Annotated in this window: 15 protein-coding genes; 1 reads left to right on the forward strand and 14 read right to left on the reverse strand. The window is 56.1% G+C overall.

All coding sequences use genetic code 11. The annotated features are described in order from the left end of the window. Nucleotides 1-104: 104 nt before the first annotated feature. Entirely contained in the window at nucleotides 105-2,972 is a 2,868-nt protein-coding gene (locus JNN07_26755; protein ID MBL9171362.1) for a hypothetical protein, read from the reverse strand. Nucleotides 2,973-3,008: 36 nt separating this feature from the next. Beyond that, nucleotides 3,009-5,813, reverse strand: a complete 2,805-nt coding sequence (locus tag JNN07_26760) for a hypothetical protein (GenBank protein ID MBL9171363.1) — start codon at nucleotides 5,811-5,813, stop codon at nucleotides 3,009-3,011. A gap of 554 nt (nucleotides 5,814-6,367) precedes the next feature. Here JNN07_26760 and JNN07_26765 point away from each other — a divergent pair. Beyond that, the gene (locus JNN07_26765) at nucleotides 6,368-6,769 is read left to right on the forward strand and encodes a hypothetical protein (protein MBL9171364.1); all 402 of its coding nucleotides are present in this window, start codon (nucleotides 6,368-6,370) and stop codon (nucleotides 6,767-6,769) included. Between the two features lie 197 nt (nucleotides 6,770-6,966). On the opposite strand, the gene JNN07_26770 is transcribed toward JNN07_26765, so the two are convergent. The 12 genes from JNN07_26770 to JNN07_26825 form a co-directional block, all read right to left on the reverse strand. Beyond that, entirely contained in the window at nucleotides 6,967-7,494 is a 528-nt protein-coding gene (locus JNN07_26770) for a Mov34/MPN/PAD-1 family protein (protein MBL9171365.1), read from the reverse strand. 474 nt (nucleotides 7,495-7,968) lie between these two features. Then, a complete protein-coding gene (locus JNN07_26775) occupies nucleotides 7,969-8,244 on the reverse strand; it encodes a hypothetical protein (GenBank protein MBL9171366.1) in 276 nt (91 codons plus the stop codon). 760 nt (nucleotides 8,245-9,004) lie between these two features. Further along, complete coding sequence (locus tag JNN07_26780; protein MBL9171367.1) at nucleotides 9,005-9,310, reverse strand: hypothetical protein; 306 nt, start codon at nucleotides 9,308-9,310, stop codon at nucleotides 9,005-9,007. Nucleotides 9,311-9,838: 528 nt separating this feature from the next. After that, nucleotides 9,839-10,246, reverse strand: a complete 408-nt coding sequence (locus tag JNN07_26785; GenBank protein MBL9171368.1) for a hypothetical protein — start codon at nucleotides 10,244-10,246, stop codon at nucleotides 9,839-9,841. A 109-nt stretch (nucleotides 10,247-10,355) separates the two neighbouring features. Beyond that, nucleotides 10,356-10,955 (reverse strand): hypothetical protein, encoded by a 600-nt coding sequence (locus JNN07_26790; GenBank protein ID MBL9171369.1) that lies wholly within the window; start codon nucleotides 10,953-10,955, stop codon nucleotides 10,356-10,358. Nucleotides 10,956-10,978: 23 nt separating this feature from the next. Beyond that, nucleotides 10,979-12,064 (reverse strand): TrbI/VirB10 family protein, encoded by a 1,086-nt coding sequence (locus tag JNN07_26795; GenBank protein ID MBL9171370.1) that lies wholly within the window; start codon nucleotides 12,062-12,064, stop codon nucleotides 10,979-10,981. Continuing rightward, nucleotides 12,061-12,960, reverse strand: coding sequence for a hypothetical protein (locus JNN07_26800; GenBank protein ID MBL9171371.1), 900 nt, complete (start codon nucleotides 12,958-12,960; stop codon nucleotides 12,061-12,063). The genes JNN07_26795 and JNN07_26800 overlap by 4 nt, the downstream gene beginning before the upstream one ends. Further along, the gene (locus JNN07_26805) at nucleotides 12,944-13,609 is read right to left on the reverse strand and encodes a hypothetical protein (protein MBL9171372.1); all 666 of its coding nucleotides are present in this window, start codon (nucleotides 13,607-13,609) and stop codon (nucleotides 12,944-12,946) included. The genes JNN07_26800 and JNN07_26805 overlap by 17 nt, the downstream gene beginning before the upstream one ends. A 4-nt stretch (nucleotides 13,610-13,613) precedes the next feature. Continuing rightward, nucleotides 13,614-14,681 (reverse strand): type IV secretion system protein, encoded by a 1,068-nt coding sequence (locus tag JNN07_26810; protein MBL9171373.1) that lies wholly within the window; start codon nucleotides 14,679-14,681, stop codon nucleotides 13,614-13,616. A 21-nt stretch (nucleotides 14,682-14,702) separates the two neighbouring features. Further along, a complete protein-coding gene (locus JNN07_26815) occupies nucleotides 14,703-15,503 on the reverse strand; it encodes a hypothetical protein (protein ID MBL9171374.1) in 801 nt (266 codons plus the stop codon). A gap of 6 nt (nucleotides 15,504-15,509) precedes the next feature. Then, the gene (locus tag JNN07_26820) at nucleotides 15,510-15,899 is read right to left on the reverse strand and encodes a hypothetical protein (GenBank protein MBL9171375.1); all 390 of its coding nucleotides are present in this window, start codon (nucleotides 15,897-15,899) and stop codon (nucleotides 15,510-15,512) included. A gap of 224 nt (nucleotides 15,900-16,123) precedes the next feature. Continuing rightward, on the reverse strand, nucleotides 16,124-17,225 hold a 1,102-nt coding region (locus tag JNN07_26825), incomplete at its 5' end, for a hypothetical protein (GenBank protein MBL9171376.1).

The raw sequence follows: 17,225 nt of genomic DNA on the forward strand, positions 1-17,225 counted from the left end.
TGCACCGTGAGTTGATTGGCCATATCGGCCGCTCATCCTCACGGGTTTCCGTTCGGTTGGCAGCCCTATGGCTTCTCTCTCAGGGTGGGTCAGTTTGAAGCCCTTCATTTCGACCCCAGGCGGGTCAGTTTGAGTGACCGCCGACAGCTGTAGGTCGTGGCTACCCCGAGCGCATTGGTGAAAGAGGTGATCCGCCCGAGTGTATCGAAGGTATTTCTCGCAACCACGACTGAAACGCCGTTGGTTCCGAAACGAGTCACGGTGAGCGGATTTCCTTGGACATCCAAATCATACACCAGAGAGATGGCGGACGCATTGTTGACGAACCTGTGTTCAGCCTGGAGCCTTTTCAGTGCATCATACTCGTAGGCGATTACCGACCCGTCTCGGTTGGTCACGGCCGACAGATTGCAACAATCGTAGGCAAATCCGGTTGAGGTCCCGTCGAGGTAGGTGATGTTGATCGGCCGGTTGAGACTATCGACTTCGGTCGTTTCTTGCTCAATCACCAAGCCACTGACGATGTCCGTGACGGTTTTCGAGCGCACCACGCCCGCGATGTCGGTCACAGTCACTTCCTTGACTCCATCCACAATCGAGGCAGTCCCGGAGTCATACTCACCACGAGTCATGGTGTTGGTCCTAAATCCGCTACCGTCCGAATAACTGTAGAGTGCTCGGGTCTGGTCGGGATACTGAATGCTCTTGATCTTGCCGGTATAAAGGCCGTTTGTGTAGGAAGTGCGAATCGTGACGAAATTGTCCGACGCACTCCACCCGCCGGTTCCCGCCCACTGAATCGTTTTTTCCTCTCCCTGCTTGAAAACCGTGAAGGTCACGAAATTGCCTCGGGGGGTATTTTCGCTCACATAACGAGGCCGATCCGGACGGATGGTTTGGTCGTCACCGGAGCCCGAGATGTTTGCCGTCGAATAGTCGTAGCTTGTCTGCATCGAGCCCGTGCTCGTGGGAGCCGAAGGTGTGTTTAGGGCGGGTTTGTAGCGCGAGACCATCTTGCCCGAAGAAAATTGATATTGTTCCCAATACCCATCGCTTCGAGTCATGGTGCTCAAGGTTCCGTCCGCGTTGTAAACATTGGTAACGCCATAGGCGAGTCCACCCACATCCTCGACTTGGTCCAAAAGGCCCTCACCCCAACTATAGCGCCGATGTCTGCGCACCGTTGTCTTGACCAAGGCATTGGCGACGTCGCGAAGCTCAACCGTTTCTGTACGAAGCGTGTTGGTTTCACTGAGCAGGTTGCGACGAACTTCCTTGAGGGAGCCATTTCCCCAAGTGACGGTCCACTGATTGCTGGCAGCCAAATGCTCGAAGGTGTTGGTGAGTTTCTGGCTGGCCCGATCTTCCACCACCCACAGTCGGTTGTAGGCATTCGTTCCATCGGGGTTTAATACGGTCCACTGCGTAAACGGCGCCGCATTGGTAAGATACACCCCATTCGAACTGGCATAGCAGTTGAGGAGGTAGGCGTTGTTCGTGGTAACGACATTGATCAACATCTGGGGGCTTTGGACCTGTTGGATAGCTCCACCCGACGTGCTCACCGTGGTGACATTGGTGTTGCCTGTGAACCGAAGAAGTGATGGCGAGGACAGCGCAGCGGAAGACTCCGGAGCCTGCATCCAGAGCGACCCAGCCGATTTTCCAAAGTTGCCCATGCCCAAATCCAGATTGAAGCTAGCTCCTTGTGACGAGTCCCCCACCACTCCGCTTCCCGGGTTAGGAATGGAAGTTCCATTGAGCGACTCATTACGCCCGCAAGCCACGCAACCGCCAACGGCTTTTATCTGAATATCGGTCACTAAATTGGTACCATCGGTTTGCGGTGCTGCCAGGAAGAAAATCTCGGACGTAGCCTCAGCCCCGGTGCCGACCACCGTTGTCTTCATCGATTGGTCCGTGGGAGCACCTTGCATCGGCACGCTGCGCACAACCCAGGACACCTCGTAGTCGAGATCTGCATCGGTGAAGAAGCGGAATCGGTATTCAATAGAGCGGGCAGTAGCCGTAAGCTCATCGGATGACACAATTCGATAGGCTTGTGGTAAGGTCAAAGAACTGGCACTCCCGCAAGGGGTGCCCAAACAGGCGTTGTAATTAGCCTGGAATGCCCAGCTCGGAGTGGAGCAGGCGCTCTTGCAGGTGGTTACGTCGGAGTTGATGTAGGCTTTGAGTTCCGCTGTTGTATACTCGTTTTCCAACTGCTGAGTCACCGTGCCAGGAGTGTGCTGGGTTGTGTCCAAATTCTGCACTTTGGTTTCAGGTGACACAATCGTGTCTGGGGTGGTAAACCCGTAAAATACCCGGTTATTAGGTCCGTTGGTCACAGTGCCGCAATCCGAAGAATATTGCTGAACATAACCTGGCGCGGGCAGGCTGCTTGGAATAAAGGTTGCGCTTGCCGTGCCTGTTAGGCCCATCCCAGAAACAGTTAAGGCTGGATAGGAGTCACGCACCGCACCAAATTGCAATGCGCCGTCAGCACCAGCGCCGGCAGTGCTTCCGTTCCATCCAGAGTTTCCGAGATTCGTAGGAGTTCCGCTCAAAATCCGTTTGAACGTTCCATTGGCAGTCTGGCCCGCCGTCCACGTAACGCTGTCGCTAAATTCAAAATTCCCCGGGCACGCGGCCATGGGTGACCACACAAAATCGCCGATAGCCGAACTGATCGACTTCGAGCCGTAGGAATGTGTTTGAGCAACCTCGGTGTAGGTTAAGCGACGATAGCGCTTGGGTGGTGTAGTGGTACTGAAAGTCGAGAAGCCTACCTTAGTACGAGTGGCGGCATAACCCCGAATATCCAAGGCTCGGAAGATATTGGTGGCTGTGAGGCAGTCAGGCTCAGGCAGACCCTGGGCGAATCCACTCGTGCTGACAGCACATGCAAAACTGCCCCAGAGAACCCGCTTACGCCACAGCCCAACCCACCGGCCAAATCTAGTGAACATCATAAAACAACACTCCTTTTCTGATCACTCGTAGAAGGATTACCTAAGAGGCGTGAAAACGACTAAGGCAGGTGCACTGCCTAATCCATTCTTTGAGTTATAAGTCTGCCAATCGGTTTCTCCACTATCAAAAATCCCGTCACCATCGCTGTCCTCAAGGTAGTCTGGGATTCCATCGCCATCTCCATCGAGAGCGACACCCCCTGCGGTAGCAACGACGTGCCAACCGACATCAAGAAGACTGGAACCCTCACGCACTTGGTCAGCCGTTGTGGTAAAGTGATAAAGTCCCGCTGAAGCCGCACTCGCGAGGCTTCCCTCGTCACGTAGCAAATTTAGGTTCGCCCCATTGGTCGGGTAATAGGAGGAAGCGAGTGGGCCGGATACATAATCGCCCACCGCCACCGCCACATCTCCGCTGCCACCGGAGAGCGGCGTCGTGTTCAAGTAACCATTGTAGCCCACCTGCAAGGGCTCACTGCCTGGAGCACTCAAGGTCACTCCATCGAAAAGGTTATCGAAGAAAGACCAGCTGTAAGCGTTCGTCCCATGCGACAGATTGAGGACGGCGTGCTCGAATAAGTTGTTTTGAGCAGTGAAGGCAATGGGTTTGCCAACCATTACACCATCGAACAAAGCAAGGCCTCCGCCGACCCAGAGGTTATTGGTGAGGCTCACCATCAGGCCGACCGTGTCGGGCACAAAGGAGGCCTGCACGTTGTGAAGCTGACAGTCCCTTAGCGCTATACTTGCAGCTGAAGCATTGGAATTTGAGCCGGTGTCTAGGAACATTCGGCGACTCGGGATGTCTGCCGACACGGCGATTTCTACGAACCGCAGCGCAACCTCGGGTCGAACGGCGGGAGTGGTTGGAATTTGGATTAGGGAAAACGAGTTTGTCCCGGCGGCATCCCAGACGTTGGTCCCGAGCTGAACTGAGTTGTACTTCACCAAGCGGTTCAGACTATCCGCATTACCGGTGCTCAGGAGCTTGCCGTTGGATAACAAACGGAAACCAGTGCTTCCAAAGACACCCACACAAACCCCAGGGTTCAGAGTCAGCGCAGCCTCTAGATCCACACCGCCCACACAGTAGTCGAGCCGATCAAAATGCCAGCCTAGGTCTGGCAATCCGAGATCACGTGGAGCGATAACGGGCAGACTGGTTGCCACTGAAAAACCGCCGCTAATGATGACCGGGGGATACGTTGTCTTGAGCCGGATATCCGCCAAGCAGCTGACGTTAGTCGTGCCCTGAGCGCGATAGGCGGAGCTCGCGAGATAATGGGCACCTGAAAGCGCTGACCGGAAGACACCTGCGCTGGAACTCACGATCGCGACCGACTGCGTCGCCGACAGTGTCCCCACGCCACCTGCGCTCACGACTAAGGAATTGGTTAGGGACAGGGTGAGATTACTCCCGCTTCCGTTAACGTAGCTGGCGCCATCAGATGTGAGATGCTCGACCGAACCGATGGAGCTCGAATCTATCCCGGAAAAATTAGTGAGCACATTAGATAGAAGGGCGTTACGAAGCGAATAGGCCGTGCCACTGGCCGCACGAATTCCCAGGCCTGAATTCATGATCTGCACATCGGACAACACATGATCCGTCCTCCCATCGATACTAATCGCGGTTCGCGCGTGAGCAATGCGCAGATTCTTGAGGGCCAACCCCTGCATTGCCGTAGCGGAATTAACCTCGAGCGCAACGTCCGCATAATACCCCGAGAGAGCATTTGAACCGATCGCTTCGCCGATGCTGTGATCGTCGCGCGCGGTAAGCGTCACCGGCAAGTAGTTCTGCGCATTCCAGATGACATTGCTGTTGAGAGTGAGTTTCGCGGAATTTGTTGGCGAAAACTTGAGAACGGTTCCGCCCATGAAGGTTGCCACGGCATCAATGCTGACGGGTCCTGAAATATAAAACGTTGAAGAAGCGTCGAAGGTGAAGTCCGTATTGTTGGCCAGAAGACAGGTGTAGTCGAGCACGACGCCTCGCTCAAAACTGGGTATCATGGATTGAACACTAGCGGCACGACTCGAACGATCGAGCGTTTGACGATAGGTGTGGCTAGCAACCACAAGCTCTGCTTTGGTCTCGTGCACCTTCGCCATCTGCCTTGTCCTATCTATTGGTCGAAGCAGTTGGGCTTCCTGTTGAGGAAGCCGAGCAAGCAGAGGGGCAAGATCCGCAAACTTCACAGATTCCACCAGGAATTGAAATCCGTCCACCTTGCCCCACGATTTCGAAACCAGGACTTCAGGGTGATGATCTCCGATGGAAAAGGCGATTCCTTGCCCGAAGTATGCCGGCCCAAAATGAATCTCAGCGTCCTCTACCTCACCCCGGCGAACGGACCGGACGTTATTCTCCGTCCCCGCCTCTAGAAACTCGGTCCACAACTCCAACTGGGAGGTAACGGGATTCAATCCATAGGAAGCAGGATCGAGTCTGTCATTCTGCTCAAGAAAAATGAGATCCTGTTCCAGCGTCCCAGGAGTTCCTCGGACACCGATCGTGTATCGAAGAGCCGCTTTAATTCCGGTCAGTGCGTCTGCGAATACGACCACATTCGGCTCCAAGGACAGCAGCTCGCATGGTTTGACATGGGCGACGATTACCGCCTTTCCGGTCTGAATGTCGCGAAAGGAAATAAATACGGGGTTGCTGCGAAATCGCTGCCCGTCGGAAAGCACCATCTCGACTGCTCCGTCCTCGCTGATGTCTGGCGCTATGACCACCTGAGTTGGCATCCTTTCGGCGGTTGCGCCTTTCGGACCGACCTCGAAGACCGTTCGACTTTCTTCCCATTGTCCAGTCTTGGCATTTCGGTAATGCATTCCGGACGCAATTTCAGTGTAGCGACTCCGCTTTACTGATCTGTGACCTGCTTTGTCGACCACGGTCCTGGTCTCCTCAATGGTCCTATGAAAAGATCCCCTCTCAACAACATCACGAGTCGCAGCGTGTGCAGGACTCCTAAAGATGACCAAGAAAAGAACCGCCAGCATCAGGGGCGCATTCATATGAGGGGGGATGATCTCCTTGCGTAAAATCATGCACAGAATGCACGATTCACTCCTTGTTTTTACAGCTCCAATTTTCTCCACAAATCCTTTACGACGTTACTCCAATTTGCGTTAAGCGACGCGATAAAGCCAAAGATGTGCGCGACACGCAAGAAGTTTTTAAGCGGAAAATATCAACATCGAATGGGGCCGAAGCTGGCTGTTCCGGGAAGCCTCTACTCGACCCTCCAGATAAAATGGCACCGCTACTCTGCGAGGCGAATCACCTGCATACTGTCGAGCATTTCCATGTCACACTGCTCCACACCCGTCGCCGACTCATCGAAATACGCAGTATTTGCCAAGGAATTTTGAATACTCTCTAGATTCCACCGTGTGAGGTTTTTCTCGCAGCGATTCAAAGACGATCCACGACCATCGTCTTAGCCCGCAATCACCCTAGCGGGCGCCCTCAGCCGAGCGACACTGATCGTCGTATCACCCATGAGTTCATCAAAGTCGGGCACACAATGAACATCGAAGGTTTGAATATGCCGGGGAACACCGCCGAGAAGACAACTCTCGCAGGTTTTCACAAGTCGAGAGTTTCTAAGGGACAGCCCAATGCATCTGGAGCATGGACCCTGGCATTCCCACTGAAGCATTTCTCCAGGAGCTCCAAACGGCGGATTCACGGGGGTTTCTTTGATTTGTGTTCTCGAAGGGCGATTAACCAATCCGTGAGAGCGTTTGCCTCTATTTCTCAAAACTTCGATTTGCGACCGTAAGTCAACCCTCTCTGTGGGAAACGCTTTCTGAAACGTCAGCAGAAAGCCGACGATTTACGTCGTCCAACTGTCTGACATTAGCTGATCAAGGGAATGAAATCGCCCAGCGTCCAAGGGCTGGCGTGGATGCGATCGGTGAGGGGTTGCGTAAAGTAAGTATTCTTGCGGGCTTGAAGCCCGCAAGATTGAGCGTTTGCTCAGCTAAAGTAGCCCAGCGATCGCAAGCTGGTGTGGCTTGTCGAGTTGCCGACGATCACATGATCGAGCAATTCGATTTTGAGCAGTTGCCCTGCCCGCATGAGATCGCGGGTCACACGGATATCGGCGTCCGACGGGGAAGATTCCCCGCTGGGGTGTGAATGCATGGCCACAATAGCAGCTGCCCCAGCTACTATCGCCAACCGGAACACATCGCGAGGATGAACGAGCAAAGTATCCATGGTCCCTATGGAAAGGAATTGATGTCCGCGAATGCGCCGACGGGTATTCAAAATCAGCACAGCGAAGCATTCGCGTTCGGGGTCGAAATAGGGGTTCGTGGCAATATGCGCGTTCCAGTAGGCGGCTGCCTTCTCAGGTGTATCACACAGGTGCATGGAGTCGGGAAGCGGACATTCGCGAAGTGCGACGAGCTTCCATTCCTTGGCGACGTATTGTTTCGAAATTTTATTCGGAAGTTGGGTTGCGGTGAGGGTTGTCGGGAGATTCGTTTCGTTCGTGCTCATTTCAGGTCAGTGGTTTGAAGGAGCGGAATTGCTCTCTTCGCCACCGCCCTGAGAGAGCAAGGCCGCTCCGTCCACTGACCGACTGGGGGCTGCGGACTGCCCGACACGGAGCCCAAAGCATGCGACTGACAGGCCGGCTGCCTGGCGGGAGCTTGGCCCCTGGCGACACTCGGGGACACTGCAGACCGCAGACCCTGGGGAACTGAGCGCGAACGAAAGGAAGATCCACCAGCAACATCACGAGCTCCGGATGACCGCGCCAATGAGTATCAATCACTGCGGCACGTAGCCCCGATGTATGCAGATCGAGTTAGTGGGCCGCATTTTGCCTAATCAATGCCGCTGAAGATTTCTTGAGCGCAGGGTCCCAACGCCACCTCCTTGGCGTTCAGGATCCGGATCTCCCTTGCCTGCGAATGCAGACAATAACACGTAAAATAGCCGAGGCCGTGTAGGGCCTCGGCTTGGATCTCGTTAGTAATCCTGCGGGAGTAGTATCGTTGTGGCGATGCGCGAGGCTTCGGTAATGATCCAGAATTTCTGCTTGGTCCGGTCGTGATAGACCGAGAGGATTCTCGTCCCGTCGACTAGGGCTTGCTGGTTACTCTTCCAATCCTCTTCTCCACAGTTACCCCAGTCGCCGTTGGCATGGCGGTTAAGCGCTGCGAGCACGTCGACCGGATGGACCGACTGTTGTGCTGCCGGGGTGATTAGGATCTGTCCGAGATGGAGTTTCGTGGCTGTCGTCATTTGTTTCTTCTGGTTTCGGGCGGGTTCATTCCCGCTCCTCACCACGCCAGGGAGCGGGAGTGAATTCGCCGCAGAAGAAACTCCAGCCGTGTGCGGAGGCTTGCGGAAGGGAGGGCCGGCGGAGCAGTGGAAGTGCCAGGAGGACCCTGGCGCGAGGCTGCTAGGGACCGACCTGGAGAAGCCTTGGAGCACCACGGCGACACGACAGCTTAGATCAGCTCGGATGAACGAGTCCCCGGCCGAGACTAGGTCCGCATTGCCATATATTTGGCGGAATCGGAGCCACCGGATTGCCGTGGGTATTGTCGGGCGGATTGTCAGGACGTCGGGCTTCGTGATGCTGTTTTCCGTCCCGCGCCCTCTATTGAGTAGGCGATCATCACGGCGGAAACTAATCACCTCACCCTGACCCGTCGCCTAGCGGGGAAGAAATCAGTTAGATCGGCATCAAGGAGGTACGCCAAAAATGGGAGTACCCAGGCAGGCACGGTGCTTCTGGCGCTTTCCCAGTTGGCAACGACTTCACGAGAGACCCCTACCCTATAATTCTTAAGGAGACAGCTCAGCCGCTGCTGGGATAGTCCTTGCCGTGCTCGCAAGAATCGGACTCGCGCTCCCACACGATCGGTTGTGAGGGCGGAGAGCTTAGATGGTCCGTCGCCTCTGTTGGACCAGCTCCACCGTCTGTATGGCTTTCGTTTGGATGGCTGACAGTCGGAACTGAGGTTCGATGCGTATCGAGGTTTAATCATAGCCGGTGTTAGGTTTTTCGTTTCTTGGAGTGGGTTCGTTTCCAGCTTTTGGGTCTGCGTTTTCGGGTTGGGACCTCTTTGGCGAGTCCGACAACCCTAGATCTCTCCCAATAAACATGGGGAGGGAACAACTGGTTTGCATCGACTCTGTAAACATCGAGAAAGGCCGTGATATAGGTGTGTTTCACTGTTCCACGGCCTGTCTCGATGTTTCCCAGAATCTGACGTGTCATGTAACAGCCTCTGGCATTCATCGCCGCGACTGTGTCCGCCTGGGTCAAGCCGCGTTTAAAGCGCAGCTTCGCCAGTATCATCCCGAGGGATGATGGGTCTCTCCTCATATTTAACTTCCTCCTCGACCGAGTTGGCCCCTGGCGGAAGGCCAACTCGGGGTTTTGTTACAACTCCGAACCGTGATCTACATTTCGCCTTCTGCCGGGCATGGGCGGAACAATGAAAATCAGAACCTGTTGATCGTTTCTCCTGCGGGGTCTGACTAGGAACCAGGCCAGGAAAATCATGCACGCGTAAAACAAAGCGATGAACAAATAGTCGCCATATTCCCAAACGCAGTGGTCCAGGAATCTAAACACGGGCTCCAAATACTGGATGGGATGTTCCATGCCGAGTGCTTGTTTTCTTGGCTGATCATCAGCTCTCATACCTGAGACTTCATTTGGCGCTCAAGCTGGCCTCCTAGTCCCCGTAGCATCCACGCGTGTTTCACTCTGATCAAGAAATTAATGGATTTCCTCAATAAAAGTGGAGATCCCGCATATTAGGGAACGGACCTCGGTCCTCAACGAAACGCCGAGATCCGTTCGCGTGAGTAGGCGCATGGCTCATTGGCCGGTGCTTTGGCCCTGGGTCTGGTGCTGACTCTGCGACCGCGCGACCGTACGCCGAGTTTGGCGCGCCAGCTGGGCGATGACGGTTTCACGCTGATCCTCGGGTAGATCCTTGGTCAACGTCTCGTAGGCTTCCTTGAGAGCCGGGTTACGATCGATCTGTTTCAAAATGCCGTCCCGCATCCGCTGCTGTCGTTCCAAGTGTCGGACCTCATTGAGCACAATGGTCCGCTCTAGCCGTTCGCGCGGCATCCCTTGGACATAGGACCAGTATTTTGGGTTTTCCTTAACGAAGGAGTCGATTTTTGCATCCACCTCTGGATTGCTTCGGTAGGGAGTGGGTTCGGTTGGGGCGGTAGCACCGCTGGCTTCACGTGGAGCGCTTGGTTTGGATTTGCTCATATGGCTTTTGGTTTTGGTTAATCGGGTCTAGTGCCCGGCTCTCCGAGGTCGGAATCGCAAGGTGTCTCTAGAGACTCGGGGCTTCACGACACTGACCTCGGCAAATGGTTTAGCGTGAGGAATCGACATTCGTGGGATTGCTGGGGGCGGAGCTTGATGCGGAACCAGAGTTTAAGGTCTTGGACACCTTCTCTAACTCGGACGATACCTCCTTCACTTGCTCTTCGGCATTGGCCAACCTGGTCCGCATCCAGACGTGGTTTTTGGCCACCTCCGACATGTCCGCCATTGCCTTCTTGATTTGGTCATACATCCCCGCCAGCTGGAAGGCCTCCCACATGACGCGTTCGGTGGCATCGCGCTGGCGACCGAGCTCCGCCAGGATGACGTCATTGGTCTGGGGTTGGCTGTAAGCTGCGTCTCGCGGTGGATTGAGTAAGCCAAGCGTCGATCCTCCAGCTGTCGAAGCCCGTAAGTCCCAGCGGGCGCTTGCCTCGATGCGGTAGAGCGGATGCCCTTCATGCATCAGCGCGGAATGATTCGGGTCGACATAGCGACCGACGTGATAGCCACGAACGATTTCTTCATGGCGGAGATGGCTGGTGGAGTCGGTTGGCGGCGGTGCCATGTGGAACGTAACGCGTCCGGTAGGCCGCGTAGAGCATCCAACAATTGAGGTGAGCAGCAGAGAGAGAACTAGTGTTTTCATGGATGTGGAGATAGGAGAGAAGGTTAGTAGTCGTCGGCAGCAATTGTGCGGCGCTGAGCTAAACTCTGAGGATCCTTGGGATCGGTGACGGTGGAACCGGGCGAGATGGCGTTGCCGATAACCGCCTCGTTCCGATCGATGGTCTGGAGAACGTAGAGATAGAACTGTTTACCGCTGGCGACCCGGACGTAGAATCCATCCCGCTGGATCGCTTCGTGTATGCGTTGGGCGAAGACCTGCAACACGTCCTGCGCTCCTTTGAGTGGAGCGTTATTGAGCGAACGGCGGTCGATGGAACCGAATAGAGTCGTTTCCTTCTCGGTCAAGGCAGCCGCGGCACCGCTCAAGAGTGTGGCAGCGAAGAGTTTTATTTCTGCCAAATCATCGGATTTGATGACCCGACCCCGCAATCCGGCACTACCGTCAGTGATCCCCCACCCTGCTTGGTCGCTCGCAAACTCCCGATCCAGTGCTATCCCTTTGAGACGAAGCTCTTCACCGGTGCGCCAAACCAACGTCCAGCCGCCACCGCTGGCAATCCGCTCCCGAAGTCGGTCGGTCTGAGCCGTCCCGTGAACCTCGGTCCCGGCCGGGATGACCAATCGCCCGGCGTGGTAGATATCTTCGGTGATCAATCCGATGATGGGAGTCTGGATGGAAGCCGAGTCGACCGTAATCACGGTCTCACAAGGGATGAGTCGACCATAGGGTGCATAGACCGGGTTGGTAGGTTTTGTTGTCGTGATCGTACCGGGAGAGTCCGCTACCAAGCTAAGGGGGAGAGGGGGTAGACTTGGCGCGACAGACGCCACGACCCGTGGTGCGGTCTGGATAGGTGGTTCGTTGGTTCGAGCGATGACCAGAGGCGGCTCTGGCTTGGGTGCGGGTGGTCGGTAAACCTCCATTGGCCGTTCCACCGTGTGCACGATCTGAGGCCGATCCGTTCGGTTGGTGATCCCTACCGTCTGGCTAGCCAGGCTTGCCGTGGAGGGTTCCGCCGGCTGGCGAACGGTGAAGAAAACCAGCGCCGCAGCTGCAAACAGGACGGCAAAGGTGATCAGCCTCCCGCTTCGGGTTTTAAAGAACCCTAGAAAGTCTCTGGGGCTCACGGTCTGCCCTCCTCTGGGTAAACCGGAAGCGGTTCGCGGTTGGGTGGCGGCAGAGGTGGAGAGGGCGTTAGACGCTGGACCAGGATGGTAAACTCGTTCTTGAGCGATAGCTCGTTGCGCCCTCCATCAGGCGTCCCGGTGATCGCGAAATAGACGGTGCACTCCGTGTTCGGGAGCAGAATGCCCGGGGCATCGCTGATCGACTGCGAATACAGCCGGTCGCCCGCTTTGACTGAAAAGGTATCAGGCGCGTAGCGGATAGTCTCACTCGACCGGTTCTTGAGAGTAAGGTGGAAGACCAAGGTATCCTCCGGGTTAAACCGAAAGATCTCCTCCACATGAATTTGGTAGTCGCTAAAGTCGGTCAGGAGGGGCTTGGAACCGAAGGTCCGAACCTCGACTTGGGCCACGCTTTCTGGATGCTGCTCTTTCAGAATCGGGAACGCCTTGGCCTTGTCCAGCAAGGCCAAGAGGCGAGTCGGAGAGACGACTGGGCTCGGCTGAGGGAGGAAGGGAATCGGCTTGTCCTCCAGATTGAGGGCGAGCACGGGGAAAAGGCTCTCCACCAGTTCAAACACATAGGTGCGATTGTTCCAGCGGATATTGAGGTTAGACGCCGCTTTGGCAGTCATGGCTCGAACGGATACGAACGAGGTTCCCTTGCTATGAGCCATTTGGAACAAGCCCGGGAGATTGGGGTCATTTGATACCCCTGCCGCATCAATGGCTGCGATGGCACTCGGAAAACAGAGGGTTGTCACCCGGTTGGTGGCAACGGGCACTGTGATCACGATGCGGTCGTCGAGTAGCACCCGCTCGACCTGGTCGCGTGCTGCAGCAGCGCCTAGGGAAAGTCCCGAGATAAAGAGACAAAAAATACTACTTGAGGATTTCATAGGTGAAGTCACCGACAGCGGTCGGGAAGCGGCCGTTGGCGGCCAGGTTGGGGTTACGGAGCAACCGAAGGGTAAGCTTGAAGGGGAACGCTTCCGTGAAGGCCCGTTCCTGAAACACTCCCGTCCGGAGGATCTGGCCCGACACGCTCGCTAAAATCTCGTCATCACGGGTCGTGAGAATATCGATCTTGGCGATCTCGGGCTTCTGATGGAGTTGCTTGGAACGAAATTCCACCGCGTCTCGGGTCTTCGCTTCCTCGGCCTTCTGGAGAGCTGGACTCAGGAAAAGCCGTTTGAGCAGATCGAGTTGATCAAAGTCTCTCGGGTTACGTTGGAGAAAAGCCACGGTGGCCAGTTCGGCTTGTTGGACGTGGAGGGCAGACGCCTCCTCGAACTGCAGCAGTGGACTCACGTAATAGGTCTGAGCAGGATCAATGATCACGACTCGTTCTCGATGTTTGAACTGTTGAACCAGATGGTAGCGATCCAACGCCGCGAGGCCGGTTACCGCGACTGCAACCAAAAACCAAAACCATGGCAGTCGGTCCCGCTGAGCGAATAGCTCCGTGGGATCAAATCTCTTTTGAATGGGCTTTGGGATGCCGGTTGGAGGCCGGGTTTCCCGCAGGATAGGTGAAGGAAATTCCATGGATTTAGGAGTGACCGTTCTTAGTTTTGGCAATGCGATCGCGCACGGATGGATCGCCTGGTATGTCATAACCGGGGCGCCCACGAGCGCCGCGGGGGGGCCGTCCACTGCCAGCAATGATGATGGCTCCAGCGCTGCCATGGCCGGCAGCTGAGGATAAAGTGCTGAGCCCAGCGGCCAGCGTGCTGGCGGCTGCGGTAACCAGGGGGCTCCCTACTGAGGAAGCGACGGCCGCAGCACCTGCGGTGGTCGCGACGGTCTGGAGAGCGCTGCTGAATGCGCCGGCCAGTAGCTGGCCTCCAGCAAGAGATCCCTGAGTGAAGACCTGCTGGATGATCACCGGAGCGGCCACCGTGCTGAAAACGATCCAGAACCCAATCACGGCAACTCCGAGCAGCTGCTGCAGGGTGTAGGCGGATGCTGTCGGGTCAAAGAACTTAAGGGCTGGATCGGTCATGTAATCTAAGATGCCTTGAGTGACCAGGGCGGCGACGGCCCAGCCCAAGGGCCAGAGCAGCACGGCGAAGAGATTCATCAGGTAGCGGTTACCGATCGAACGGAGCGCAGGAATAGCCATGAAGCCGATCAGGAGCGGAGAAAGAGCATATCCAAGATACAAGATCACTTTCTGGAAGATGTAGGACCAAAACAGGAGGAGAGACGCAAACTGCCCGAGTAACCATAAGACTCCGGAAACCAATAGCTCCACGGTGAACCCGTTCACGTCGGCCAGGATCTCCCACCAGGAATGATCCGTGGCAGCATCGTGCTTCACCTTAAGAAGCCGGTTAAACTGGGTATGGATGTCGGCAGGATCCACCCCTAGACCGCTGAGAATGGAGTCCTGGAGGAGGGCTTGGATCGCGTTGCCCCACCGCGGGACCATCACGAGCAGGGAAACCAGGACTACCAGACGTACGAGATGCATGATCAGGGTCTTCTCCGACAATCGGTGAAGGACCAAGAGCATGGTTCCAACAATGAAAAGCATGAACGCAACCGTGCGCAGCATCTCGTGCAGCTCAGCGCATTTCTGCAGCAGGGTCGGAAAAATGGTCTCAAACGGTGGCATGACAGGGGGGAGAGCGGTGCGTTAGTGGGTGGGAAAGTTCACCGGAGTGCTCCAGAGCCGAAAGGTCTGGCCGTAACGGTCGATTCCTTCCGTGAACTCGGCTCTCTTCTGCTCGAGCTTGGCCGCTCCTTGGCGACGTTCATCCGCGCGATTGGCAGCGTCCTGAACGAGGACTGAGGCTGCCGCTTGATGCAGTTCCTGATCCGTGCCGGCCAGGGCGGCATGGAGACCGGCCAGAACCGCCGTGAGCTTCTGCACTTCCGCGTCCGTCTTGGCTGCCTTGATCCCTTCGCTGGCCGTAGCAATCTCCGCTTTGATGGTCGCTCGGCGAGCGGTGGTGTCTTTCGAGACTGCCAGATAGTTGGCTGTGGCGTCCTGGACAGCCGCTACCGGACGGTAGGTGCTCTCCCGACGGACAACGACCGCTCCCTCAGGCGTACGGAACTGAGCTTCCACGGGATGAAAGAGCCCACCGCCATCCGATGTCATAGCCCTGATGCCGCTGACCGACGCCTCGATATCTCCGAGCATCCGGCCCAGTTCAGGTTTGCGAAGATCTGCAGCGAGGGGCCCGACGGCGGTCACGGTGACCGAAGCGGGATTGCCGAACAGGTCGACGTAGTGATGAAGGGTGTTGGCCTGATCGGTGAGGCTTTGGAGCTGTTTCACCTGGTTATTGATCATCTCAACGAACTTGGCGACCTCCTGAGCGGTGCTAACGAGCATCTGGTTGTGCACCGCCGGGTCATAGACGGTCCACTGAGCGTGCGCAGGAATGGCGAGCCCGAGGCCCACGAGCAGAATGGCGGGAACGTGTTTCATAGGGGGTTATTCCTCGATCCGTAGATATTTGGTAGCGGGCTGAAAGGTGACGCCGTCGATGCGTTGTTCAGGCAGTTGAATCGGGTACAGCCGAACGCTCCGGGAGGGGGACTGTTCGCGCTGCTGCGCCACTTGCAGCCAATACTGTTGTTTTACCGCATCGCTCTTCCCCTTGTCGTAACCGGCGACGTAAGCTTTCTGGTTCTGTTTATTGGCCAGGTAGTGAAGACCTTCGCTGAGGAGCACACCACCGACTGCGCCAGCTGCCGTCGCGACCGGGCTCCCGTCGGAGAGCTGGTTACCCAATACTGCTCCCCCTGCCCCCAGGGCCACATCTCCCAGGGGCCGAGTGGAGGAACAACCCACCAGCAGCATGCCAACCCACAGGAAACCCACTATGGCACCGAGAGCATGGGTTCGATGGCGTGGTTCTCTCTGGAACCGAACATCGCGATGACGGTTTGTCCAAACGAGTGCACGCTTCGCAGGGTGCCAGTTCCGATCCAGGCATATTGAACCGTGGCGCCGGGGGGAAGCGGCGTAGAGTTTTCGCCGTCGGGGTTTGAGTCGAACGGTAGGCATATTTTTTTTGAGGTTGGTCTGGTTGAGTGGTGAGGGTTTCAAATGACTGGGGCGTTGGGATCCGTAGGCGGGCAATCCTCCCCTCGAGCATGTTGAATGATCCCCTCGACCACACTGGCACTTTGCTTAAGCTGCCGGGCTCGTTTGTCAAAATGTTCACCACTGGAACTCGAGCAGTAGAGCATTTCAGGCGAAGCGACATTGTGCACCGTGCCACATAGGTTACGAACGGAGTCGGTATGGAAGTAGGCAAACGGGGAATACTTTTGGCCACTTTGATGATCCGGCAGCGGGTAGTTCATGATCGCATGTTGGGTGACTTCCGGCAACGCGATGTCTTTACCCATATCTTCCAGATCACTGCGGTCGTTCTGCCGCAGGATGAAAAATTGGCGGCTGTTCCCGAAGACGGCCGACCGAATGCGGCTTTGTTTGAAGCGGGAATACTGCTGTACGATGGAGATGTTCCAACAGTTGAACTTCCGCAGCTGGGCGTAGCTCTCCTGCACGATCTCCTGTCCTCCAGGAATATCCAGAAACCGAGCCACCTCCTCGTAGATGTTCCGCTTCCGTACCGACCGAGGCAGGGTCATGATATGTTTGCGGGCGTGGTTGGTGATCAGGAAACCGGCAGCCGACTTGAGCTCCTTGGCTGACTCCGGAATGTAGCCCAGTTCGAAATGAGCGATCTTACCGGTCAAGGATAGGTTACTCGTCCCGTCGAAGAGGCAGCCATAGTTGCCGTCTCGGCACCAGGGAAGCAGCAGGGTGGCGATTTCCAGAATCTGTTCCCGCTCAGCTCCCATTGGATCGAGCATCATCAGCTCCTGAAGCATCTGATGAGTGGGAAACTCTTCGGGCTTGAAGTAGGCGAAAGCTAAATTGCGGACTTCCTTGGAGGTCTTGGGGTCTTTCAGGAATTTCAAGACCAGAGCGTCATCGAACTGCGCCAGGTATTGCTGGCTCCATTCGTTGAAACCGAGATCCTCCTGGGACTGAATGGGTCCATGACCCGCTCCATGGGGTGGAGTCTCCCCCTCCGAATGACGGACAAAGCCTTTTCCCCAATTGGGTTGAGGCTTCGCCTCATCGCGGAAGTCCGCAAAAGTGTCTAATGTGGTGCTGCCCGGGGGCATCCGC

The sequence above is a fragment of the Verrucomicrobiales bacterium genome (genome assembly GCA_016793885.1).
Taxonomy (GTDB): Bacteria; Verrucomicrobiota; Verrucomicrobiia; order Limisphaerales; family UBA11320; genus UBA11320.